We start from the raw sequence: 21,161 nt of genomic DNA, 5'->3' as shown, positions 1-21,161 counted from the left end.
CCAGGCGGCGCTGCGCTTGCGGACGGAGGTTTCGGTCAGGAAGACGGTGCCGTCAAACGATCCGGTTTCATTCAGGGTCCGCACGGCGCTGTGCACCGCCTCGCAGTACTCCTTGTCACCGAACTCCTTTTCCTTGCCGAGCCCGATCAGCAATACACGGTCGCAGAGGGTGCCCGGGACGTTATGCAGCAGCAGTGTGGTGCCAATCTTGCCCTCCATGTCGCCGCGCCGGATGATGTCTGAAATGTGGTTGCGCGCGGCGTTGTCGAGCAGTTCAGCGGACAGCGTCAGCTTGCGCGGATCGAAGACGCCAACCACCACGCAGGCGCTGCGTTGCTTCTCCGGGCTACCACTTTTTATGCTAAATTCCACCGACCCCTCCTCAGGCAATGCGTGCTTCATCCGAAAAACCGATTATCACTGCAGTTTTTCACCAAAGTCAAAGAATGATCTTTCAGCGCGCTGTGCGGCGCGAGTTTACCCAGTCGGCCGCCGGTATCTTCACTGCGCTCTTCGCCATCATGATGACGACGCAGCTGATTCGACTGCTCAACGAAGCCGTTCAGGGCAAGGTTGAGCCGGAGGCGGTCGCCGCGCTCCTGGGCTTTTCAGCGCTCAACTACCTGCCACACCTCTTGTCGCTGGCCCTCTTTGTCGCCATTCTCCTGACCCTTTCCCGGGCCTATCGGGATTCCGAGATGGTCGTGTGGTTTTCCTGCGGTCTTTCCCTGACTGCGTGGATTCGACCGGTGATCAGCTTTGCCACACCGTTGGTGGCGACCATCGCCGTGCTGGCGTTCTTTCTTTCCCCCTGGGCATTGTCGGAGAGCGCCGAGTATCGAGGCAAACTGAGTGCGCGCAAGGATGCGGGGCAGGTCTCACCCGGCACTTTTCAGGAGTCGTCGACGGGCAATCGCGTGGTCTTTGTCGAGGCAGTCGCCGACGACACGAGTTACGTGCGCAATGTGTTCGTCAGCGAGACCCAGTCCGACCGTCTGGGCTTGACCGTGGCGGGTACCGGGCACCAGGAAATCGCCGAGAATGGTGACCGGTTCATCGTTCTGCAGGACGGGCGACGTTACGAGTTCAGGCCCGGGACCCCCGAATTCAGCGTTCTTGATTACTCACGCTACGCGGTACGCCTGGAGACAAGGGAGGCTCGGGGTATTGTGCGGACTCCGCAGAACATGCCAACGCTGGAATTGCTGGCGGTTGACTCACGACCTTATCGGGCAGAATTGCTCTCCCGACTGAGCCTGCCGATCTCGGCTGTCGTGCTGGCCTTGCTGTCGATCCCGCTCTCCTTCGTCAATCCGCGTGCCGGACGTTCAGCGAACATGCTGCTGGCGATTCTGGCATATCTGTTCTACAACAATCTGGTGACCATCAGTCAAGGCTGGGTGGCGAGCGGAAAAGTCACGTTTGCTGTCGCCATGGTTGGCGTTCATCTGCTGATGCTCGCTCTCCTGCCTGTCCTTTTCTACCAGCGGATTGCCGTGTCGTCCTTCATCCGGCTGTCCCGATGAAAGTCTATCAGCGCTACATCGCGCGTGAGGTGGCGACTGCCATCCTGCTGGTGCTGCTGGCCTTCCTGGCGCTGTTCGCGTTTTTCGACATGCTTGGCGAGGTGGGCAATCTGGGCAAAGGCGGCTATCAGTTGCAGCATGCGTTTGCTTTTGTGATGTTGCGACTGTCCGGGCGTGCCTATGAATTGATGCCTCTGGCCATCCTGATTGGCACGCTCTATGCCCTGTCAATACTGTCGCGCCACTCGGAAATCACCGTGTTGCGGGTGTCGGGCCTGTCTTTTGGCGCCTTGTTGCTGGTCTTGTTCCAGGTTGCAGCAGTGTTCGGGCTGCTTGCTTTCCTGATTGGCGAGTATGTCGCTCCACCCGCCGAACATGCGGCCAATCAGTTACGTCTGAAGGAACGAGGCCGCAGCGTCCAGGACGTGCGGAGCGTGCGCAACCTGCGGTCAGGCCTCTGGGTCAGAGACGAGAAGAGTTTCATCAATATTCGTCTGGTTCTGTCGGACACGCGTTTGCGCGGCATTCTCATTTACCAGTTTGACGATTCGGGTAGGCTGCGCACGGTAACGGAGGCCGCTGCAGGCGAGTTTTCAGAAGAGGAAGGTTGGCGGCTGACCGATGTGGCGCATACCGAGCTACACGACGACCGCGCCGAATTGCAGAAGCTGGCCGAGATGTCCTGGCGTTCCGCCCTGAGTCCGGAAATTCTCGCCGTCCTGATGGTCACCCCCAGTCGTATGTCGCTGCGCCATCTGGCCGCTTACACCAAACACCTTGAGGAGAATCGGCAGCAGACCAACCGCTACGAGATTGCCTTCTGGAAGAAGATGGTTTACCCGCTCGCCGGTCTGGTGATGGTCGCGCTCGCCCTGCCTTTTTCCGCAGGGCACTTCAGGTCGGCCGGCATTAGCCTTCAGATCTTTGTCGGCGTGATGATTGGCATTCTGTACCACATGCTCAACGGACTGTTCTCGAATCTGGGCGCGATCAACGGCTGGTCACCGCTGTTCAGCGCGGCGACGCCGTCGATCCTGTTCCTTTTGGCCTCGGGACTGCTGATCTGGTGGGTGGAGCGGCGCTGATCCGGTGTCAGGTCATGACCAGGCGCGTGCCGGCCAACCGGTCGTGGAGGAATTGTCGATCGCTATCGAACAGCGCCCAGAGGATTCCGACGCCACCAAGCAGGATGCTGGGCCAGCACAGGAGAAAGCGCAGCAATCCCCGGGAAGGTCGGACCGCCAGACCGTCGCGGCTCACCAGACGCATGCGCCAGGTCTTCATTGCCAGTGTCTGCCCGCCGTTGCTCCAGAACCAGAGGAAATAGACCAGCAGGAGGACGAACAAATGTGCCTGGACAAGGATCGGGGATGCCAGGCGGTGCGCGAAAGCGCCCAGCAGCACGTGCGGCAGGACCAGCAGTACGGCGACAACGCCAAGCAGGAGCAGCGCTTCATAACACATGCTGGCCAGACGACGCAGGACCCCGGGAGGCTCGCCGGGCTGTCGCGCCGGCATCAGTGTCTGACTTCCGCTGTGCTGGCTGGAGAGGTTTCGGTGGAAGACGTCGCCGCGGTGGCTGGCTGTGGCGGGGGAGCCGCCGTTGCAGCGGTGGTCGGTTGTGACGGAGCTGGCGGCTTGGCCATGCTGGCTGCCGACGTGACGGACGGATGGGTCGTCGGCAAGTCGCCAAGCGGCGTGCCGAGCTGTCCTCGTCCCGGTTTGGGCACCGGTTTGCTCGCTGCCTGCTGTTTGAGCCGTTCCTTTTCTTCTTCCGGCAGGCTTGAGTAGGCCTCCCATTTCTGTCGGAGTTCCTCTTTCTTCTCGAGCGGCAGCCTGTTGGCGGTGATGAAGTTTTCACGCGCCAGGCGCCGTTGTTCGGGAGTGAGCTTGCCCCACTCCTGCATCTGGCCCTGGATTCTCCGCTGCTCTTCCGGCGTCATGGTGGCGAAGCGTCGTGCGATCCCCAGCCATTTCTTCTGACGGCTGTACTCCAGGTTATCCCAATCGTCACTCAGCGGGGCGAGGACGACCTTCTGCTCCACGGTCAGCTCGGTCCATTGGGGCTGTGGTGGTGTGACAATGGCAGAAGGACCAGGTACCTCAGCCCAAGCCGAGAGCACGATCATGCTTCCCAGGACTATTGCGGCGCCGAGCTTTTCAACCATGCATTGAAGCCCTTGTCGGTGAAGGCTGCGATTGGCAGGTCATCGGCCAGCAGCGCACTATCGACTACCTCCAGGTCGGCGATGCTCTGGTCCGCATACCAGAAGGTATACGTGGTGACGCCGAGTGCGACCGCCAGAGCCAGTCCCACCTGCTTGAGGCGGAGGTTGTCGAAATGGTGCTGCAGAAAATTCCCCGCTCCGGCCAGTACCGACTGAGACACGGCGACCTTTTGCCGCGCCAGCGCGCGCCGCCTTGCTTCCTGCAGGCGGCCAACTGTTTCGGCGGGCAGGTCGTGCAGTCCTCCATTCAGGTGTTGTCTGAGCTTGTAGGCAAAATGCAGTTCGTTCATAGTGTAATTCCTTTGGCCTTCAGTGCTGCGGCCAAGGTGTGATTGGCACGCGAGCAGTGCGTCTTGACGCTGCCCTCCGAGCAGCCCATGGCAGAAGCTGTTTCGGCAACATCCATATCTTCCCAATAACGCAGCAGGAAGGCTTCGCGTTGACGCGCGGGCAGCAATTCGATTTCTTTTTCAATTATCGCAAGGAGTTGGGATTGCTGCAGCTGATCGTCGGGCAGTTGATGGCTATAGGACCCGGACTCGCCGCCGATGCTTTCGAGTGGGTCATGGTTTTCATCGTCGGTCGGCGAGAGGGCCGACAGCAGGGTGGTCCACAGCGAGCGCACCTTGCTGCGCCGATAGTAGTCGCGGATGGTGTTCTGCAGGATGCGCTGGAAGAGCATTGGCAGTTCGGTCGACGGGCGGTCACCATACTTTTCGGCAAGCTTCATCATCGCGTCCTGGACGATGTCCAGCGCGGATTCTTCATTATGCACGGCGAACATTGCCTGCTTGAATGCACGACGTTCGACTGCAGTGAGGAAATCTGACAGTTCGCGTGGGCTGGCCAGAGCGAGAATCCTTGCGTTTTCGGGTTGGGAGTCGATTCCGCGGTTGTCGGTCGTCGTGAATGCCTTGACCAATCGGGGCCAAAGCTTTAATGTTGCAGACTTTTTTCGAGCATATTTGCTTGCTGGGGCGACGGCAATGACGATGATGACCGGTGCGGAGATTGTAATCAGGTGCCTGCAGGAAGAAAAGGTCGAATATGTGTTCGGCTATCCGGGAGGGGCCGTTCTCCATATTTACGATGCGCTTTTCAAGCAGGATCAGGTCAAGCACGTCCTGGTCCGCCATGAGCAGGCGGCGGTACACGCGGCCGACGGTCTGGCGCGTTCGTCGCACAAGGTCGGTGTGGCGCTGGTCACATCCGGCCCCGGCGCGACCAATGCGGTGACCGGCATTGCTACGGCATACATGGATTCGATCCCGGTGGTAGTCATTTCGGGGCAGGTGCCAAACGACTACATCGGGCAGGATGCCTTCCAGGAATGCGATACGGTTGGCATCACACGGCCCTGCGTCAAGCATAACTTCCTGGTCAATGACGTGCACAAGCTGGCGCAGACCATCAAGAAAGCCTTCTATATTGCCAACAGTGGCCGCCCGGGCCCCGTGGTGGTCGACATTCCGAAGGACGTGACAGCGGCCAAGTGCAAGTTCGAGTATCCGGAAACCATCCAGATGCGCTCGTACAATCCGGTGGTCAAGGGGCACCTGGGGCAGATCAAGAAGGCGGTACACCTGCTGCTCGAGGCGAAGCGGCCGATGATCTATACGGGTGGCGGAGTCGTTCTGGCCAATGGCGCCGAGCAACTGACGCGCCTGACGCGTCGCCTGGGCTTTCCGATCACCAATACCCTGATGGGCCTGGGTGCCTATCCGGCGACCGATCGCCAGTTCCTCGGCATGCCCGGAATGCACGGCACCGTCGAGGCCAATCTGGCCATGCAGCACTGTGATGTGCTCCTCGCCATTGGTGCTCGCTTCGACGATCGCGTGATCGGCAATCCGGACAATTTCGCTTCGCTGCCGCGCAAGATCATACACGTCGACATCGATCCCTCGTCGATCTCCAAGCGGGTCAAGGTCGATGTGCCAATCGTCGGCAACGTTCCGGATGTGCTCGAGGAAATGGTTCGTTTGCTCGACGCCGGCAATACCGGACCCGATCCCGAGACGCTGGCCGCCTGGTGGCAGGAGATCGAGGGCTGGCGTGCCAAGCAGTGCATGAAATACGTCAGGAAGAAGAGCGTCATCATGCCGCAATACGTGATCGAAAAGCTCTATGAAGTGACGGGAGGGAAGGCGATAGTCACTTCCGACGTCGGCCAGCATCAGATGTGGGCAGCGCAATACTACAAGTTCGACGAGCCACGTCGCTGGATCAACTCGGGTGGTCTTGGCACCATGGGTGTTGGCTTGCCCTACGCCATGGGCGCGGCGCTGCAGCATCCGGAGACGCAGGTCGTCTGTGTTACCGGCGAAGGCTCGATCCAGATGTGTATCCAGGAACTCTCGACTGCCAAGCAGTTTCGTCTGCCGATCAAGATCATCAACCTCAACAACCGCTACCTGGGCATGGTGCGGCAATGGCAGGAGATGTTCTATGGTAGCCGGTACTCCGAGTCGTACATGGACTCATTGCCTGATTTCGTCAAGCTGGCCGAGGCCTATGGCCACGTCGGGATTCGCGTCGAACGACCGGAAGATGTCGAAGCCGCGCTGCACAAGGCTTTCGTTGATTACAAGGACGACCTCGTCTTCATCGATTTCATTACCGATCAGAAGGCCAATGTCTTTCCGATGGTGGCCGCCGGCAAAGGGCTGGCCGACATGATCCTGACCGAAGACCTGTAAGGGAAGGCAAGATGCGACACATCATTTCAATTCTCCTGGAGAACGAAGCCGGTGCGTTGTCACGGGTTGCTGGTCTCTTTTCGGCACGCGCGTACAACATCGAGACTCTGACGGTAGCGCCGACCGAAGACGTCTCGCTCTCACGCCTGACCATCGTCACTTCGGGGACCGACGCGGTGATCGAACAGATCACCAAACAGCTCAACAAATTGATCGATGTCATCAAGGTGGTCGATTTGTCCGAGGCTGCGCATATCGAACGGGAGCTGATGCTGATCAAGGTGCGTGCGACCGGCAAGGACCGCGAGGAACTGAAGCGTCTGGCCGATATCTTCCGCGGGCACATCATCGATGTCACCGAGTCGACCTATGTCATTGAGCTGACTGCCAGCGGGGCGAAGCTCGACTCCTTCATCCAGGCGATCGACGCCGGGCTGATTCTCGAGACAGTCCGCACCGGGGTGTGTGGCATCGGCCGTGGCGAGCGCATTCTAAAGGTCTGAGCAGACTGACCGACACCAGCAAGAAGAGGAAATCAAATGAAAGTTTTTTACGACAAGGACGCCGACCTTTCCCTGATCAAGGGCAAGAAGGTCACCATCATTGGTTATGGTTCACAGGGCCATGCACACGCACAGAATCTCCATGATTCCGGTGTCAAGGTGACGGTCGGTCTGCGCAAGGATGGGGCATCCTGGAGCAAGGCGGAGAACGCCGGGTTGAAGGTGGAAGAGGTTGCCAGAGCGGTCAGGGGTGCCGACGTGGTGATGATTCTGCTGCCCGACGAGACGATTCCGCAGGTGTACAACGCGGACGTGGCATCAAACATGAAGAAGGGCGCAGCGCTGGCGTTTGCCCACGGTTTCAATATCCATTACAACCAGGTCGTGCCGCGCGATGACCTTGACGTGATCATGATCGCGCCGAAAGGACCGGGGCACACGGTGCGCTCGGAGTATCTCAAGGGCGGTGGTGTGCCATCCTTGATTGCCGTGCACCAGGACCGTTCCGGCAAGGCGAAGGACATCGCCCTTTCTTACGCAGCGGCCAATGGCGGTACCAAGGGCGGCGTGATCGAAACCAACTTCCGGGAAGAGACGGAAACCGACCTGTTTGGCGAGCAGACCGTGCTTTGCGGTGGAGCGGTCGAACTGGTCAAGATGGGCTTCGAGACCCTTGTCGAGGCGGGTTACGCGCCCGAAATGGCCTACTTCGAGTGCCTGCATGAACTCAAGCTGATCGTTGACCTGATGTACGAAGGCGGTATCGCCAACATGAACTACTCGATTTCGAACAACGCCGAGTATGGTGAGTACGTGACCGGTCCCGAGGTGATCAACGACACTTCCCGTGCCGCGATGCGTGCTGCACTCAAGCGGATACAGAATGGGGATTACGCCAGGATGTTCATCCTCGAAGGGCGCACCAACTATCCGGCGATGACTGCTCGTCGCCGACTGACGGCGCAGCACGAGATCGAGACGGTTGGCGCCAAGCTGCGTGACATGATGCCCTGGATCAAGAAGAACCGTCTGGTCGATCAGAGCAAGAACTGATTGATTTGCCGTCTTGCCCGGGCAGGAGGATGCCAGGCGTACTTCTGCCCCCTGTTTGCCTGGTCGAGCACTTCAATGCCTGTCCGTCGTGAGACGGGCGCCAGGACCCGGACCGTTAACCGTCGCGCTGCCCTGGCCGTTCCGGCCAGCGCCTGATTCCAGCCAATAACGCAATGCTCGAAATCAAGCCTCGCAAGACACTGTTCAACCCCGAGTTGCGGCGTCGAGGCATTTACGTCCTGCCCAATCTGTTCACCACCGCGGCACTGTTCTGTGGCTTCTTCGCCATTGTTCAAGCAATCAGCGGCAGCTTCGAACAGGCGGCGGTAGCCATCTTCGTGGCAATGATTCTCGACGGCCTCGACGGGCGTGTGGCGCGCATGACGCGTACGCAAAGCGCTTTCGGCGCCGAGTACGATTCGTTGTCCGACATGGTCTCGTTCGGCGTCGCACCAGCGCTCGTAATCTATGCCTGGGCGCTCAAGGACATGGGGCGACTCGGCTGGATTGCCGCGTTCATCTATTGCGTTGGAGCAGCGCTGCGCCTGGCACGCTTCAATACGACGCTGGAAGTGATGGATCGGCGCTACTTCCAGGGTTTGCCCAGCCCGGCCGCGGCGGCACTGGTCACCGGTTTCTTCTGGGTGATGGTGGACAAGAGTATCGCCGCTACCGACGTGCGCTGGTTTGCCTGTGTGCTGGTCATCTTCGCGGGTATTTCGATGGTCTCGAATGTCCGCTTCTACAGCTTCAAGGACATCAACCTGCGGCGCAGCGTACCGTTTATTGCCGTCGTCGCTATCGCACTGGGTTTCGCTGTCCTGTCCTACGATACGCCCGTCGCCCTGCTCGGTCTGTTTGTTGCCTATGGCCTGTCCGGTTATGTTCTAGCCCTGACCGGCATGCTCAGGCGCAAACAGACACCGCCTGCCGGGCCGCTCTCCTGAGTCGGCACAGGTCTGCGGCAAGCCTTGTTGTGTGCGTCGAATGGTTGTCGCGACCACATTGACACGATGATTCGAAACTGTTTATAGTCCGCCACATGAGGCAGCACCATCTCTCTTCCCGCTTCACCTCGCGCCGTGCCCTGCCGCTGGCAAGGCCGCTGCTGCGCGTCAAGCGCTAAGAAAACTCTCCCCCTATCCTGTTCGCATTTCTGGTCGGTTGCCCAGCTAGGGTGACCGGAACAGGGCATTCACATCGTTCCATCCGGAGTCAGAATATGAAAGAGCATCTGGTGATTTTCGACACGACCTTGCGTGACGGTGAGCAGAGCCCCGGCGCTTCAATGACGAAGGAAGAGAAGTTGCGCGTTGCGCGCCAGTTGGAGCGGATGCATGTCGACGTCATCGAGGCAGGATTCGCGGCGGCATCGCCGGGTGACTTCGAAGCCATCAAGACCATCGCGCGGACCATCAAGGGGTCGACCGTCTGTTCCCTGGCCCGCTCCAGCGAGAATGACATTCGCCGCGCCGGCGAGGCAATTGCGCCCGCCGCGCGGGGTCGGATTCACACCTTCATCGCGACAAGCCCGATCCACATGGAGAAAAAGCTGCGCATGACACCGGATCAGGTGGTGGAAGCCGCGGTCAAGGCGGTGCACTGGGCACGCGAATATACCGATGACGTGGAGTTCTCGGCCGAGGACGCGGTACGTTCCGAGGTTGACTTTCTCTGCCGGGTTTTCGCGGCCGTCATCGATGCCGGGGCAACCACCATCAACGTGCCTGATACCGTAGGTTACAGTGTTCCCCCGGTGTGGGGTGAGCTGATGCGCACGCTCATCGAGCGGGTCCCGGGCGCGCAACGGGTGGTGTGGTCCACACATTGTCATAACGATCTCGGCATGGCGGTGGCCAACTCCCTGTCGGCTGTGCTGGGTGGTGCCCGCCAGGTCGAGTGTACGATCAATGGTCTTGGCGAACGGGCAGGCAACGCATCGCTCGAGGAAGTGGTCATGGCGGTGCGCACGCGTGGAGACCTTTTCCCGGTGCAGACCCGCATCGACACGACGCAGATCGTTCCGGCGTCCAAACTGGTTTCGCAGATCACCGGCTATCCGGTGCAACCGAACAAGGCGATTGTTGGTGCCAACGCTTTTGCGCACGAATCCGGGATTCACCAGGACGGTGTGCTCAAGCACCGGGAAACCTACGAGATCATGCGCGCCGAGGATGTCGGCTGGGCGCAGAACAAACTGGTGCTGGGCAAGCACTCGGGGCGCAATGCTTTCAAGTCACGCCTGTCGGCGCTGGGAATCGTCCTCGACACCGAGGAAGCGTTGAATGCTGCATTTGGCCGTTTCAAGGAGCTTGCCGACAAGAAGCACGAGATCTTTGATGAAGATTTGCAGGCTCTGGTGTCCGATGAGGATTTGTTGCCGGATGGCGAATACTTCAAACTTGTTTACTCACGCGTCTGCTCCGAAACCGGTGAGACGCCGGCTGCGGACGTCACGCTGACGGTGGGCGGGGTCGAGCGGAAGGCCTCGGGAATCGGCAGCGGGCCGGTTGACGCAAGTTTCAAGGCGATCGAGTCGATTGCCACGAGTGGCGCTCAGTTGCTGCTCTACTCGGTCAATGCGATCACCACGGGCACTGATGCACAAGGCGAGGTGACCGTCAGGCTGGCCAGGGAGGGACGGATCGTCAATGGCAACGGTGCGGACACCGACATCGTCATTGCTTCCGCGAAGGCCTATCTCAACGCCTTGAACAAGCTGCAGTTTCCGGATCGTCTGGACCCGCAGGGCGACGTCTGAGGGCAGGCTTCGGCGGCTGTCTGATGCGTGCCCCGCCTGCTCACGCCGTCATCGGGCGGACGGGCGGGTCAGCCGGGCGTAGCCGACGCAGGTGCAGAAGAAGATCAGCGATAGGGCGATTTCGGCGGCGGCCAGCCATTGCCCTGTACCGTGCTCGGTGGTCACGCGCACGATTCCTTCGGTGAAATAGAGCAGGATCAGCATCGACGACCACTGGTAGGTGTAGCGGCGTCCGTTCAGGATGCCGAACAGCGGTGCCAGGAGCGGCAGGCATTTGAGGGCCAGCCATGAGCCCCCCGGTACGATCGGTGCCAGGCGCAGTTCCCAGGCAAGACAGAGGAAGATCAGCGCAATCAGGCTGCTGCAGGCGGCCAGATAGAGGCTGCGGATCATCCGGCGCGCAGCTTCAGGGCAATGGTCGCCAGCCGGCGTCCCTGCGCGAAGGCGAGTTGGCGCTCTTCGTCGGTGAGCGTCGGGTTGCCGTCCGTGCCAGCCAGATGGCTGGCACCATAGGGCGTGCCACCGCTGTGCGTCGAGGAGAGGGCTGCCTCGCTGTAAGGCAGGCCGAGCAGCAGCATGCCGTGATGCAACAGGGGTAACATCATCGCCAGCAGCGTACTTTCCTGACCGCCGTGCGCGCTGGCCGTCGAGGTGAAGACGCAGGCCGGCTTGCCGGTCAGGGTTCCGGCAGACCATTGCGCCGCCGTACCATCCCAAAAGTACTTCATGGGTGCGGCCATGTTGCCAAAGCGGGTCGGACTGCCGAGCGCCAGGCCGATGCACTCGGCGAGGTCGGCGGCCTCGACATACGGTGCGCCTGCCGACGGAATTTCTGGTTCACTGGTGCTGCATGCTGAGCTTACCTTGGGCACCGTGCGCAGACGGGCGGTAACGCCAACGATCGATTCAACGCCGCGCGCGATCTGCTGCGCGAGCGCCCGTACCGAACCCCGATGGCTGTAGTAAAGAACGAGAATTTCCGACATGGCGTTATTATATCTGCCTTATGTCGGCCCCTCCCTTTCCCTGGCGTCGTTTCGTGGCGCGCATCGCGCGTCGCTTCGTCGAGGAGAATTTCGACCAGATCAGTGCCAGCCTGGCGTTCACCACGCTCCTGTCGTTGGTACCGCTGGTTGCCGTGGTGCTCAGCATCGTTGCTGCAGTGCCCTTCTTTCCGAGCATTGTTGAGCAACTCGAGCTGTTTCTGGCCCGCAGCTTCCTTCCCGAGCAGAGTGCCGGGAAGATCATCGAGTACGTCTTGCAGTTCTCCGAGCAAGCGCTCAAGGTCACGGCGGTCGGTTCGCTGGTCCTGGTGGCGACTGCGGTGATGCTTCTGTTGACCATCGAGCGAGCCTTCAATCATGTCTGGCTGGTCAGGGAAACGCGCCCGTGGTGGCGCCGCCTGCGCCTCTTTGCCGGCCTGATTGCCTTGTGGCCCCTGGTGATCGGAGTGGTCCTGCTGGCCACTTCATACGCTGTAACCACCTCGCTCGGCTATTTGCACGAACCACCGTGGCTCGGACGATTACTCTTCCGGGGGCTCGGGCTGATGATCGCCGGGCTGTTTCTGGGTGGGCTCTATCATGCCCTGCCCAACACGCGGGTAGCGCCTCGCGATGCGGCTTGGGCCGGATTGCTGGCAACGCTCGGCTTTCTCCTGATGCAGCAGGGTTTCGAACTCTACCTGGCGAACTTTCCCTCGTATGCCGCGGTTTACGGGACGTTTGCCACACTGCCGGTGTTCCTGCTCTGGCTCTATCTGTCGTGGGCGGTGGTTCTGCTCGGAGCGCTGGTGGCCGCCACCCTGCCGGAGTTTCGAATTTCCATGGACGACGCGGTGTCGGACTAGAAAGGATTCTGGTCGGGCTCGATCGACAGGATCTCGACGCTGCTGGTCTGCTCGTCCACGCAGGTGGGGGTGACCTCGCGCACAATGAGGTTCTCGTCTTCGATGACCAGCAGCAGTTTTTTGGTCTCCTTGGGCAGGGCGCCCGCAGCAACGACCAGCGATTGGCTGGCGCGCAGCTTGGGAATCTCGGGCAGGATCAGGACGCGCAGATGCTCGGTGCCCTGGCTGTCGGAAGGTTGAGCGAGGATGGCGGGAACCGCCCGCGGCGCCAGGATTTGCAGGCCGAGTTCAAGGTGCTCCGGATTCTCCGAGACCGCCCAGCGGACCATGCAGATCTGCCAGTTCTGGTCCGACCCGGTGCGGACCGTGGCCACATCACCGACCGTCAGCGCGCCGGGTTTGCCGGAGACGTGCATCACCGAATAGCCGTCCGGACTCTCGTTGGTGATCATCCAGGTCGACAGATCGACGTTCGCCGCTTCGCCCTTGCTGCTCAACTGCCACAGTCCGTCGATGCCGGCGGCGAGGAGCGTCCGGTGATTCTGTCTGCGCCGCTTGAAGCGACGTTTTCCGGAGTCGCCCCAGCGCATCGACAGGCGCTGGAGAACACCGCGTCCGGCGGGTGTGCCTGCGAAGTCGGGCAGGTTGAGTTCCGGTGGCGGTGCGCCGGCCTCCAGTCGATCGATCTGCGTCTTCAGCAGGAGGCAGATCCGCGCACAGGAAAAGCCAACGCCTGGCGCCTGCGTTGCCTTGCGCAAGGAAGATACGGCTGGCAGGTCGCGCGCCGGATCGATCCAGAAGGTATCGGCGGCCTGCGTCGCCGTGCTCGACACAGGCTTGATCAGGTCGGCAAAGCGTTCGAAGTAAGTCGCCAGGAACAATACCTCGCGCGGGGTCAGCGATGCAGGCTGGGCGCAGCCGAGCAGCACTGCCGCATGATAGATGTCCTGCAGATTATGTGACGCGCCGCTCGGGGTTGCCATATGCAACTGCAGGCGCGTGGCAGTGGCGTAGGTCCGATGCAGCTGCTGCCAGGCCCCCGTTCTGGCGGGGCAGGCAATCAAGTGGCTGATCAGTAACTGTTTGGCGAGTGCATCCAGGCTGTGCCACAGGACAACTTCGGGCGTCAGGCAGGGGTCCGGGCTCTTCCTGGCGGGAGTCTCGGTATCGAGCAGCGCCACCGTGTCATCGGCGAGCATTTGCAGGAGATCGAGCACACTGCGGACGATTCGCCGCTCGCGGCGTGGCACCGGCAGGACCAGTTCGCTACCGAGCGCCGGGAGGAGACTCGCGATCACCGTGCTGCTGCGCCTGTACAGACCGTCGAGTACCAGGGCGCGTTGCTGCCTGCTGCCCTCGACGTCGCGCAAGGCGATCAGATGCGAGCGTAAAGACGGCAGCTCTTCGGCCGGGTGGGGTGCCAGTGGCAACTCCAGCCACTGCAGAATGGTACGCATGCCTGACAGGGGCGCAGCGCCGCCATCTGCGCCGGAAGGGGTGTGAGCGGTCTCGGTCATCAGGCCACCTGCCAAAGGGGGTTACGTCGTGACACGGTCAGCCCTACCCCGGCGTGCCGCGAGGCGGCGGTCCTGGACGGTTGCTGTACGGGAGTGAGCCTGCCATAAAATCAATGTGTTGCGTTAGGTTCACCGTTGTTCTGGATTATACCTGTGCGGCGTGATCAATGGGAATGCGACTTCGATGCGAGATCGCAACCGGTTGGCAGCCCCAGCCCCGGTCGGGAAGGAGCCATTCGTCCCGATTGTCTCCATCGGGGCTTCTTTTTGTACCCTTTCTGTTATAATCGCTCCCTTTTCCTGGATTCGGAAGACACTCACATGGTTGTTATTCGCCTCGCCCGTGGTGGCGCCAAGAAACGCCCATTCTACAACATGGTGGTGGCTGATTCCCGCGCGCGCCGCGACGGGCGCTTCATCGAACGCATCGGTTTCTACAACCCGTTGGCGTCGGACAAGGAGCAGGGTCTGCACGTTGCCGCTGACCGTCTGAGTTATTGGCAGCAGCAGGGTGCACAGGCCTCGCCGACGGTTACCCGCCTGCTCAAGCAGTCGGCTGCCAAGGTGGCAGCCTAGGCATTGTCCGCTTCGTCCGGTGTGGCCGGATGCACTGTTCCGGAAAGCAGTGCGCTGACTTCGGACATGGTTGTTCTGGGCAGGATCGGGGCAGCCAGTGGTGTGCGTGGTGAGTTGCGCGTCCATCCGCTGGCAGACGACCCACCCGGCTGGGCGCGACTGCCACACTGGTGGCTGGGCCGGGAAAGCGAGGCACCCGATCTGTGGCAGCAGACGAGACTGATCAAATGCTCGGTACGCCACGGCCTGCTGCTTGCGCGCCTGGAGGGTGTACCTGATCGTACCGCCGCGGAGGCCTTGCGTGGCGTGTTGGTCGGGGTTCCCCGGGCGGAGCTGCCGCCGACCGCCAAGGACGAATATTACTGGGCCGACCTGATTGGCCTGGAAGCGATCAATCTCAGGGAGCAGTCGCTGGGGCGGGTGGTTGGTCTGATCGACACTCCGGCCAACACGGTCCTGCGGGTGAGCGATGGCGAATCCGACGAAAGGTTGTTGCCCTTCGTCGGGGCGGTCGTCCTCGAGGTGGATCTTGTGGCCGGCAGGCTGCAGGTGGACTGGGAGGCTGACTGGTGACTTCGGCAGAGGGGTCGCTGCCCGTAGTCGGACCGCTGGTGGCTGATGTGGTGACCCTGTTCCCGGAGATGTTTGTCGCGCTGACCGGTTCGGGAGTGACACGCCGGGCACTGGAATGCGGGTTCTGGTCCCTGCGCTTGTGGAATCCGCGTGATTTCACCGCGGACCGGCATCGTACGGTGGATGATCGTCCGTACGGCGGTGGGCCGGGCATGGTGATGATGCCGCAGCCGCTCGAAGCGGCGGTCGCGGCCGCGAAAGCGCGGCAGCAGGCGTCCGGCGCAGGGGCCACCCGGGTCATCTGTCTGTCGCCGCAGGGGTCCTTGCTGACCCATGAGCGGGTGGCACACCTGGCGCTGGCTGGCCAAGGGCTGGTCCTGGTGTGCGGGCGATATGAAGGAATTGACGAGCGGCTCATCGAACGCTGTGTCGATGAAGAGATTTCAATCGGGGATTTCGTTCTCTCCGGGGGGGAAATTCCGGCAATGGCGCTGCTGGACGCTGTCGTCAGGCAGTTGCCGGGGGTGTTGAACGACGTCGAGTCGGCGCAACAGGATTCTTTTGTGGCGGGCTTGCTGGACTGCCCGCACTACACGCGACCCGAGGAATATGCCGGGTCGCGGGTGCCGGAAGTGCTGCTTTCCGGTCACCACGAGGAGATACGGCGCTGGCGCCTGCAACAGGCGCTGGGTCGGACATGGCAGAGGCGCCCCGAGCTGCTGGCGGGGCGCTCCCTGTCGAAATCGGAAACGCAACTCCTGATGAAGTTTCAGGAGCAATGCGGTCAGGACAATAAAGGTGATTCTCATCCATGGAGTTCATAGAATGAATCTGATCGAGCAACTCGAGCAAGAAGAAATTGCCCGTCTGGGCAAGGTCATCCCGGCTTTTGCACCGGGTGACACGGTGGTCGTCCAGGTCAAGGTGAAGGAAGGAACGCGCGAGCGTCTGCAGGCCTACGAAGGCGTGGTGATCGCCAAGCGCAACCGCGGACTCAACTCCAGCTTCATCGTGCGCAAGGTCTCATCGGGGGAGGGCGTCGAGCGCACGTTCCAGACCTACTCGCCGCTGGTTGCGTCGATTGAGGTCAAGCGACGTGGCGATGTTCGGCGTGCCAAGCTCTACTACCTGCGCGAGCGTTCGGGCAAGTCGGCGCGGATCAAGGAATAGCTGGTGCGCAAGCAGCGCTGAGTGTTTCCCTTGCGGCACTGAACAAAAGCCGGATGGAGTCTGCCGACGCCGCCCGGCTTTTCTTTTGTGCTGTACTCAGGCGCGGCTGGCGGGGCACTTGTCATTTTCGATCAGAGCGTAGGCCGAATGATTGTGGATCGACTCGAAGTTTTCGGATTCGACCACGTAGGCATCGATGCGCCGCTCGCTGTTGAGGCGCGCGGCGACGTCGCGCACCATGTCCTCGACGAACTTCGGGTTGTCGTAGGCCAGCTCGGTGACGTACTTTTCGTCCGGGCGCTTGAGCAGGCCGTACAGCTCGCAGGACGCCTGCGCCTCGACGATTCCGACCAGTTCTTCGATCCACAGATGATCGTTGATGCGCACCGTGACGGTCACCGCGGAGCGCTGGTTGTGTGCGCCGCGCTCGGAAATCTCCTTCGAGCAGGGGCACAGGCTGGTGACCGGAACGGCCACCTTGATCGTTGATTCGATCCTGCCGTGGCAGATCTCGCCGGTCAGGGTGACGTCGTAGTCCATCAGGCTTTGCACGCCCGAAACCGGTGCTGCCTTGTTGATGAAATAGGGAAAGCTCATCTCGATATGGCCGGTTTCCGCTTCCAGCCGGGTGACCATTTCCTGCAACATTGCCGGGAAGTTGCCGACCGAAATTTCACGTTCGTGGCTGTTGAGAATCTCCACGAAGCGCGACATGTGCGTGCCCTTGAAATTGTGTGGCAGACCGACATACATGTTGAACAGCGCAATCGTGTGCTGAATGCCGCCGGATTTGTCGAGCACCTTGACCGGATGACGCATGGCCTTGATTCCCACCTTGTTGATGGCGATCCGGCGGGTATCGGCCGAGCCCTGGACATCGGCCATGGCAGCGGGGCTGCGTGGTGTTTCGGGGGCGTTCATTGCTGCTCCTGATGGTTTGTTATTGCGAGGACGCCTCATCCGAAGTCGTCGTGTTGCCCAGCTCGGCGCGTACCGCCTGTACGATACCGTTGCGGTCGAGCCCGATTTCGTTCAGCAGGACTGCCTGGTCGCCATGCTCGATGAAGCGGTCCGGTATGCCCAGGCGCAACAGCCGCGGCGGGCTGCTCAACTCGGCGAGCAGGCGCGCCACTTCGCTGCCGGCACCGCCGATCAAGGCATTCTCTTCGACGCTGATCAGCAGCGAATGTTCCTCGGCCAGCGCAATGATCAGCTCGCGGTCGATCGGTTTGACGAAGCGCATGTTGGCGACCGTCGCATCGAGGTCCTCGGCCGCCGCCAGCGCCGGTGTCAGCATGCTGCCAAAGGCCAGCAAAGCGACCTGCTGACCGTGCCGCCGGATTTCGCCCTTGCCGACTGGTAGGCCGACGAGTTGCTTGTCAATCACCACTCCGGGCCCGCTGCCGCGCGGGTAGCGCACGGCGGCCGGTCCGTTGAGGCGGTAGGCGGTGGTCAGCATCTTGCGGCACTCGTCCTCGTCCGAAGCGGTCATCACCACCATGTTGGGGATACAGGTCAGGAAGGAGAGATCGAAGGCGCCATGATGCGTCGGGCCGTCGGCACCGACCAGGCCACCGCGGTCGAGCGCGAAGACCACCGGCAGATTCTGCAGCGCCACGTCATGCACCAGTTGGTCGTAGCCGCGCTGCAGGAAGGTCGAGTAGATCGCCAGCACCGGTCGCAGCCCTTCGCAAGCGAGGCCGGCGGCGAAAGTGACGGCATGCTGCTCGGCGATTCCCACATCGTAGTAGCGCTCCGGGAAGCGTTCGCTGAAGCGCAGCAGGCCCGAGCCCTCGCGCATCGCCGGAGTGATGCCGACCAGTTTCGGGTCGGCCGCTGCCATGTCGCACAGCCAGTCGCCGAAAACCTGCGTGTAGCTCGGCTTGCCGCCAGCCGATCCACCGGCAATGCCGACATCGGGCCGAAATTTCGAGACACCGTGGTAGAGGATCGGATCGACTTCGGCCAGCTTGTAGCCCTGCCCCTTCTTGGTGATCACGTGCAGGAACTGCGGCCCTTTCAGGTGCTTGAGATTGTGCAGCGTCGGCACCAGCGATTCGAGGTCGTGGCCGTCGATCGGGCCGATGTAGTTGAAACCCATTTCCTCGAACAGGGTGCCGGGCGTCAGCATGCCCTTGACGTGTTCCTCGGCGCGTTTGGCGAACTCGCGCAGCGAGGGCGAGAAGTCGAGCATCTTCTCGCCCGCCTTGCGTGCCTTGTTGAAGCTGCTGCCCGAGAAAAGACGCGCCAGGTAACGGTTGAGGGCGCCCACCGCCGGCGAGATCGACATGTCGTTATCGTTGAGGATGACCAGCATGTCGGCATCCGCCACGCCGGCATTGTTCAGCGCCTCGAACGCCTGGCCGGCCGACATCGCGCCGTCGCCGATGATCGCCACCACCTTGCGCGTCTCGCCCTTGATCTTGGCGGCCAGTGCCATGCCCAGTGCGGCCGAGATCGAGGTCGACGAATGCCCGACGCCGAAAGTGTCGTAGGGGCTCTCGCTGCGTTTCGGAAAACCCGAGACGCCGCCGTGCATGCGCAGCCGGGCCATGCCGGCACGGCGGCCGGTAAGCACCTTGTGGGCGTAGGTCTGGTGTCCGACATCCCACACCAGGCGGTCGTGCGGTGTGTCGAAAACGTGATGCAGGGCGATGCTCAGCTCCACCGTCCCGAGGTTTGACGACAGGTGCCCGCCGGTTCTGGCGACCGACTCCACCAGGAAAGAACGCAGCTCGTCGGCCAATTGCGGCAGTTGTCGGCGGTCGAGCTTGCGCATCTGTGCCGGGTCGCTGATGGTGTCGAGAAGGGGGTAACGGCTCATTGGTTTGGTTGTCCTGCAGAAGCGCCAGGCCGCCGACAGAGGCGGTCGTCAGAATTTGCGCTGAGTGATGAAATCGGCCAGTTCGATCAGACGTTGGCTCGCCTGGCCGAAAATGGTCAGCGAGCCAAGGGCCTGTTGCCGCAGGTCGGCGGCCAGCTCACGGGCCCGCTCCAGCCCCAGCAGGCTGACGTAGGTGGGTTTGGCGGTGGCGGCGTCCTTGCCGGCCGTCTTGCCCAGGGTGGCCGTGCTGGCCGTGCAGTCGAGGATGTCGTCGACTACCTGGAAGAGCAGACCGGCGCGTTTGGCAAAGCGGTCGAGCGCCTCGTGTTCGGCAGCGCCCAGCGCCATTCCGCACAGGCTGCCGAGCAATACCGCGGCACGGATCAGGGCGCCGGTCTTGAGCGCGTGCATCAACTCGAGCTCGGGCTGGTTGAGGCTCTTGCCGACCGACTCGAGATCGATCGCCTGTCCGCCAGCCATGCCGCAAGAGCCGCTGGCGCGCGCCAGCAGGCGCAGCATTTCGAGTTGCCGCCGGCTGTCACCGAAATCCTCGCGCGCCACGATATCGAAAGCGAGCGACTGCAGACTGTCGCCGACCAGCAGGGCGGTTGCTTCGTCGTATTCGACATGGCAGGTCGGCCGGCCGCGTCGGAGCACGTCGTTGTCCATACACGGCAGGTCGTCGTGCACCAGCGAATAGCTGTGAATCAGTTCGATGGCGCTGGCGACTGCCTCAAGTCGCGGCAGGGGCGCATCGCTCAGCGCGCCGGCAGCAAAGACGAGCAATGGCCGGACGCGCTTGCCGCCGTTCAGGCTGGCATAGCGCATCGCCTGGTGCAGGCGGGCGGGGATCGCCTCGGCGGGGGGCAGGTAGCGGCCCAGCGCAGCGTCGAGCCGCGTCTGCACGCTGCGCATCCAGTCGGGAAAGGGCAGTGCGGATGAATTGTCCGGCTGCGGGGGGGGCATGCTCATCGTGCTTCTCCACCATCCGGCGCCAAATCGCGCAGCGCACCGTTTTCGAGAATCTGGATCTGGCGTTCGGCATCGTTTAGCTGCTGCTGGCAATGCTTGAGCAAGGTGCTGCCGCGTCGATACGCCGCCAGGGATTCCTCGAGCGGCAGGCGACCCCCTTCCATGTTCTGGATGATCTGCTCGAGTTCGGCCAGAGCCGCTTCGAACTTCAGTTCGCCGATGGTGTTTGCTGTCGGACTGGTAGCTGAACCGGCAGGGATTTCGGAGGTCATCGATGGCATTGGGATAGGCGTCGATAAAGCTGACGAAAATAGCTTATTAGTGGGCTCGCGGTCAAATGGAACAGGGTGATTGCATCAATCTTATACGAGACATGGAAGTTCGGCGCGGAAGCTATCGGAAGTGGCGGCGATGAGGTGCTGGACCTTGAGTCCGCCTTTGCATTTCACCGGCACAAGGCGCAGGAGGTTCAAGACGAACTGGCGCAGGACCGCGACGTTCTGAGTAACCGTCTTCAAAGTCAAGCGCCGTGAAGCGATTTGTCCCAAGGTTCGCCGCTTCTGACCATGGCGTCGAGCGTGGTCAGAAGCTTGCTCATGCGCAAGCTACCAAGGCGATCTTTGAGGTAGGTCGTCAACCGTAGAGTCCAACGGATTAAGCGGCCATCTGTTTTGGATAGTACTGCTGGTTGAATGCAGTAGGCGATAGATAGCCAAGTCGAGCCTGCTTGCGGATACGATTGTAGAAGGTCTCAATGTCTTCGGTGATTTCCTGCCGGGCTTGTTCGGGCGTGACAAAGCGCTGGTGATGCACCAGTTCATTTTTCAGTGACCCCGAGAAACGCTCCATCGGGGCATGGTCCCAGCCGTTCCCTTGACGGCTCATCGAGGCCATCATGCCGAATTGTTTC

The 21,161-nt window shown here is 61.4% G+C and carries 25 protein-coding genes and 1 pseudogene; 12 read left to right on the top strand and 14 right to left on the bottom strand.

All coding sequences use genetic code 11. The annotated features are described in order from the left end of the window. Nucleotides 1–372 (bottom strand): M17 family peptidase N-terminal domain-containing protein (locus JNK99_RS16310; protein ID WP_291855112.1); only part of this gene is annotated, 372 nt, incomplete at its 3' end. 74 nt (nt 373–446) lie between these two features. Here JNK99_RS16310 and lptF point away from each other — a divergent pair. Beyond that, nucleotides 447–1,526: an LPS export ABC transporter permease LptF gene (lptF, locus tag JNK99_RS16305; RefSeq protein WP_291855103.1), complete on the top strand. Its 1,080-nt coding sequence runs from the start codon at nt 447–449 to the stop codon at nt 1,524–1,526. After that, on the top strand, nt 1,523–2,611 hold the full coding sequence (gene lptG, locus JNK99_RS16300; protein ID WP_291855100.1) for an LPS export ABC transporter permease LptG: 1,089 nt from the start codon (nt 1,523–1,525) through the stop codon (nt 2,609–2,611). The genes lptF and lptG overlap by 4 nt, the downstream gene beginning before the upstream one ends. Nucleotides 2,612–2,618: 7 nt before the next feature. On the opposite strand, the gene JNK99_RS16295 is transcribed toward lptG, so the two are convergent. From JNK99_RS16295 to JNK99_RS16280, 4 genes are read right to left on the bottom strand one after another with little or no spacing between them, the layout of a single operon-like run. Then, on the bottom strand, nt 2,619–3,044 hold the full coding sequence (locus JNK99_RS16295) for an RDD family protein (RefSeq protein WP_291855097.1): 426 nt from the start codon (nt 3,042–3,044) through the stop codon (nt 2,619–2,621). Continuing rightward, complete coding sequence (locus tag JNK99_RS16290; protein ID WP_291855109.1) at nt 3,044–3,655, bottom strand: DUF3106 domain-containing protein; 612 nt, start codon at nt 3,653–3,655, stop codon at nt 3,044–3,046. Before JNK99_RS16290 ends, JNK99_RS16295 begins: the two co-directional genes overlap by 1 nt. 11 nt (nt 3,656–3,666) lie before the next feature. Further along, nucleotides 3,667–4,044: a DUF3619 family protein gene (locus JNK99_RS16285; protein WP_291855094.1), complete on the bottom strand. Its 378-nt coding sequence runs from the start codon at nt 4,042–4,044 to the stop codon at nt 3,667–3,669. Further along, entirely contained in the window at nt 4,041–4,604 is a 564-nt protein-coding gene (locus JNK99_RS16280; RefSeq protein WP_291855106.1) for an RNA polymerase sigma factor, read from the bottom strand. The genes JNK99_RS16285 and JNK99_RS16280 overlap by 4 nt, the downstream gene beginning before the upstream one ends. A 136-nt stretch (nt 4,605–4,740) precedes the next feature. Between JNK99_RS16280 and JNK99_RS16275 the strand changes: the two genes are divergently transcribed. The 5 genes from JNK99_RS16275 (at nt 4,741) to JNK99_RS16255 (ending at nt 10,770) form a co-directional block, all read left to right on the top strand. Then, a complete protein-coding gene (locus JNK99_RS16275; RefSeq protein ID WP_291855091.1) occupies nt 4,741–6,453 on the top strand; it encodes an acetolactate synthase 3 catalytic subunit in 1,713 nt (570 codons plus the stop codon). 11 nt (nt 6,454–6,464) lie between these two features. After that, nucleotides 6,465–6,956, top strand: a complete 492-nt coding sequence (ilvN, locus tag JNK99_RS16270; RefSeq protein WP_287463933.1) for an acetolactate synthase small subunit — start codon at nt 6,465–6,467, stop codon at nt 6,954–6,956. Between the two features lie 36 nt (nt 6,957–6,992). Continuing rightward, entirely contained in the window at nt 6,993–8,009 is a 1,017-nt protein-coding gene (gene ilvC, locus JNK99_RS16265; protein ID WP_291855083.1) for a ketol-acid reductoisomerase, read from the top strand. Between the two features lie 173 nt (nt 8,010–8,182). Then, nucleotides 8,183–8,956: a CDP-diacylglycerol--serine O-phosphatidyltransferase gene (gene pssA, locus JNK99_RS16260; RefSeq protein ID WP_291855079.1), complete on the top strand. Its 774-nt coding sequence runs from the start codon at nt 8,183–8,185 to the stop codon at nt 8,954–8,956. A 275-nt stretch (nt 8,957–9,231) separates the two neighbouring features. Then, complete coding sequence (locus tag JNK99_RS16255; protein WP_291855076.1) at nt 9,232–10,770, top strand: 2-isopropylmalate synthase; 1,539 nt, start codon at nt 9,232–9,234, stop codon at nt 10,768–10,770. 48 nt (nt 10,771–10,818) lie between these two features. On the opposite strand, the gene JNK99_RS16250 is transcribed toward JNK99_RS16255, so the two are convergent. Together JNK99_RS16250 and wrbA are read right to left on the bottom strand one after the other, a co-directional pair. Further along, the gene (locus JNK99_RS16250; protein ID WP_291855074.1) at nt 10,819–11,163 is read right to left on the bottom strand and encodes a DUF2069 domain-containing protein; all 345 of its coding nucleotides are present in this window, start codon (nt 11,161–11,163) and stop codon (nt 10,819–10,821) included. Continuing rightward, nucleotides 11,160–11,756, bottom strand: coding sequence for an NAD(P)H:quinone oxidoreductase (wrbA, locus tag JNK99_RS16245; protein WP_291855071.1), 597 nt, complete (start codon nt 11,754–11,756; stop codon nt 11,160–11,162). Before wrbA ends, JNK99_RS16250 begins: the two co-directional genes overlap by 4 nt. A 53-nt stretch (nt 11,757–11,809) precedes the next feature. Between wrbA and JNK99_RS16240 the strand changes: the two genes are divergently transcribed. After that, nucleotides 11,810–12,619 (top strand): YihY family inner membrane protein, encoded by an 810-nt coding sequence (locus tag JNK99_RS16240; RefSeq protein WP_291855068.1) that lies wholly within the window; start codon nt 11,810–11,812, stop codon nt 12,617–12,619. Here the strand turns inward: JNK99_RS16240 and JNK99_RS16235 are convergent. Further along, nucleotides 12,616–14,136 carry a hypothetical protein gene (locus JNK99_RS16235; RefSeq protein WP_291855065.1) on the bottom strand — a complete coding sequence of 507 codons (1,521 nt, stop codon included), beginning with the start codon at nt 14,134–14,136 and terminating at the stop codon, nt 12,616–12,618. The genes JNK99_RS16240 and JNK99_RS16235 overlap by 4 nt on opposite strands. 321 nt (nt 14,137–14,457) lie before the next feature. Between JNK99_RS16235 and rpsP the strand changes: the two genes are divergently transcribed. From rpsP to rplS, 4 genes are all read left to right on the top strand, one after another. After that, the gene (rpsP, locus tag JNK99_RS16230; RefSeq protein ID WP_291855062.1) at nt 14,458–14,712 is read left to right on the top strand and encodes a 30S ribosomal protein S16; all 255 of its coding nucleotides are present in this window, start codon (nt 14,458–14,460) and stop codon (nt 14,710–14,712) included. A gap of 66 nt (nt 14,713–14,778) precedes the next feature. Then, nucleotides 14,779–15,285 carry a ribosome maturation factor RimM gene (gene rimM / locus JNK99_RS16225; protein WP_291855059.1) on the top strand — a complete coding sequence of 169 codons (507 nt, stop codon included), beginning with the start codon at nt 14,779–14,781 and terminating at the stop codon, nt 15,283–15,285. After that, complete coding sequence (gene trmD / locus JNK99_RS16220) at nt 15,282–16,109, top strand: tRNA (guanosine(37)-N1)-methyltransferase TrmD (protein ID WP_291855056.1); 828 nt, start codon at nt 15,282–15,284, stop codon at nt 16,107–16,109. Before rimM ends, trmD begins: the two co-directional genes overlap by 4 nt. 1 nt (nt 16,110) lies before the next feature. Next, nucleotides 16,111–16,455, top strand: coding sequence for a 50S ribosomal protein L19 (rplS, locus tag JNK99_RS16215; RefSeq protein ID WP_291855054.1), 345 nt, complete (start codon nt 16,111–16,113; stop codon nt 16,453–16,455). 96 nt (nt 16,456–16,551) lie between these two features. Here the strand turns inward: rplS and folE2 are convergent, their stop codons facing one another. From folE2 to JNK99_RS16185, 6 genes and pseudogenes are all read right to left on the bottom strand, one after another. Next, entirely contained in the window at nt 16,552–17,376 is an 825-nt protein-coding gene (gene folE2 / locus JNK99_RS16210; protein WP_291855052.1) for a GTP cyclohydrolase FolE2, read from the bottom strand. Between the two features lie 19 nt (nt 17,377–17,395). Next, nucleotides 17,396–19,279 carry a 1-deoxy-D-xylulose-5-phosphate synthase gene (gene dxs / locus JNK99_RS16205; RefSeq protein ID WP_291855049.1) on the bottom strand — a complete coding sequence of 628 codons (1,884 nt, stop codon included), beginning with the start codon at nt 19,277–19,279 and terminating at the stop codon, nt 17,396–17,398. A gap of 48 nt (nt 19,280–19,327) precedes the next feature. Continuing rightward, nucleotides 19,328–20,251 carry a farnesyl diphosphate synthase gene (locus JNK99_RS16200; protein WP_291855046.1) on the bottom strand — a complete coding sequence of 308 codons (924 nt, stop codon included), beginning with the start codon at nt 20,249–20,251 and terminating at the stop codon, nt 19,328–19,330. Continuing rightward, nucleotides 20,248–20,532, bottom strand: coding sequence for an exodeoxyribonuclease VII small subunit (locus tag JNK99_RS16195; RefSeq protein ID WP_291855042.1), 285 nt, complete (start codon nt 20,530–20,532; stop codon nt 20,248–20,250). The genes JNK99_RS16200 and JNK99_RS16195 overlap by 4 nt, the downstream gene beginning before the upstream one ends. An 81-nt stretch (nt 20,533–20,613) precedes the next feature. Continuing rightward, nucleotides 20,614–20,751 (bottom strand): annotated as a pseudogene (locus tag JNK99_RS16190) (ISAs1 family transposase); the annotation flags it as partial. A gap of 154 nt (nt 20,752–20,905) precedes the next feature. Next, nucleotides 20,906–21,161, bottom strand: a 256-nt coding sequence (locus tag JNK99_RS16185; protein WP_291855039.1) for an IS3 family transposase, incomplete at its 5' end; no start/stop codon positions are given.

It is taken from the genome of Accumulibacter sp. (assembly GCF_016789985.1).
Taxonomy (GTDB): Bacteria; Pseudomonadota; Gammaproteobacteria; order Burkholderiales; family Rhodocyclaceae; genus Accumulibacter.
Note: the sequence above shows the minus strand (reverse complement) of the source record. Positions and strands in the feature narration are given on the sequence as shown.

Excerpts from the sequence above, each read along its gene's own strand:
- lptF (WP_291855103.1), top strand. The coding sequence starts at position 447 with ATGATCTTTCAGCGCGCTGTGCGGCGCGAGTTTACCCAGTCGGCCGCC.
- lptG (WP_291855100.1), top strand. The coding sequence starts at position 1,523 with ATGAAAGTCTATCAGCGCTACATCGCGCGTGAGGTGGCGACTGCCATC.
- JNK99_RS16295 (WP_291855097.1), bottom strand. The coding sequence starts at position 3,044 with ATGCCGGCGCGACAGCCCGGCGAGCCTCCCGGGGTCCTGCGTCGTCTG.
- JNK99_RS16290 (WP_291855109.1), bottom strand. The coding sequence starts at position 3,655 with ATGATCGTGCTCTCGGCTTGGGCTGAGGTACCTGGTCCTTCTGCCATT.
- JNK99_RS16285 (WP_291855094.1), bottom strand. The coding sequence starts at position 4,044 with ATGAACGAACTGCATTTTGCCTACAAGCTCAGACAACACCTGAATGGA.
- JNK99_RS16275 (WP_291855091.1), top strand. The coding sequence starts at position 4,741 with ATGACGATGATGACCGGTGCGGAGATTGTAATCAGGTGCCTGCAGGAA.
- ilvN (WP_287463933.1), top strand. The coding sequence starts at position 6,465 with ATGCGACACATCATTTCAATTCTCCTGGAGAACGAAGCCGGTGCGTTG.
- ilvC (WP_291855083.1), top strand. The coding sequence starts at position 6,993 with ATGAAAGTTTTTTACGACAAGGACGCCGACCTTTCCCTGATCAAGGGC.
- pssA (WP_291855079.1), top strand. The coding sequence starts at position 8,183 with ATGCTCGAAATCAAGCCTCGCAAGACACTGTTCAACCCCGAGTTGCGG.
- JNK99_RS16255 (WP_291855076.1), top strand. The coding sequence starts at position 9,232 with ATGAAAGAGCATCTGGTGATTTTCGACACGACCTTGCGTGACGGTGAG.
- JNK99_RS16250 (WP_291855074.1), bottom strand. The coding sequence starts at position 11,163 with ATGATCCGCAGCCTCTATCTGGCCGCCTGCAGCAGCCTGATTGCGCTG.
- wrbA (WP_291855071.1), bottom strand. The coding sequence starts at position 11,756 with ATGTCGGAAATTCTCGTTCTTTACTACAGCCATCGGGGTTCGGTACGG.
- JNK99_RS16235 (WP_291855065.1), bottom strand. The coding sequence starts at position 14,136 with ATGACCGAGACCGCTCACACCCCTTCCGGCGCAGATGGCGGCGCTGCG.
- rpsP (WP_291855062.1), top strand. The coding sequence starts at position 14,458 with ATGGTTGTTATTCGCCTCGCCCGTGGTGGCGCCAAGAAACGCCCATTC.
- rimM (WP_291855059.1), top strand. The coding sequence starts at position 14,779 with ATGGTTGTTCTGGGCAGGATCGGGGCAGCCAGTGGTGTGCGTGGTGAG.
- rplS (WP_291855054.1), top strand. The coding sequence starts at position 16,111 with ATGAATCTGATCGAGCAACTCGAGCAAGAAGAAATTGCCCGTCTGGGC.
- folE2 (WP_291855052.1), bottom strand. The coding sequence starts at position 17,376 with ATGAACGCCCCCGAAACACCACGCAGCCCCGCTGCCATGGCCGATGTC.
- dxs (WP_291855049.1), bottom strand. The coding sequence starts at position 19,279 with ATGAGCCGTTACCCCCTTCTCGACACCATCAGCGACCCGGCACAGATG.
- JNK99_RS16200 (WP_291855046.1), bottom strand. The coding sequence starts at position 20,251 with ATGAGCATGCCCCCCCCGCAGCCGGACAATTCATCCGCACTGCCCTTT.
- JNK99_RS16195 (WP_291855042.1), bottom strand. The coding sequence starts at position 20,532 with ATGCCATCGATGACCTCCGAAATCCCTGCCGGTTCAGCTACCAGTCCG.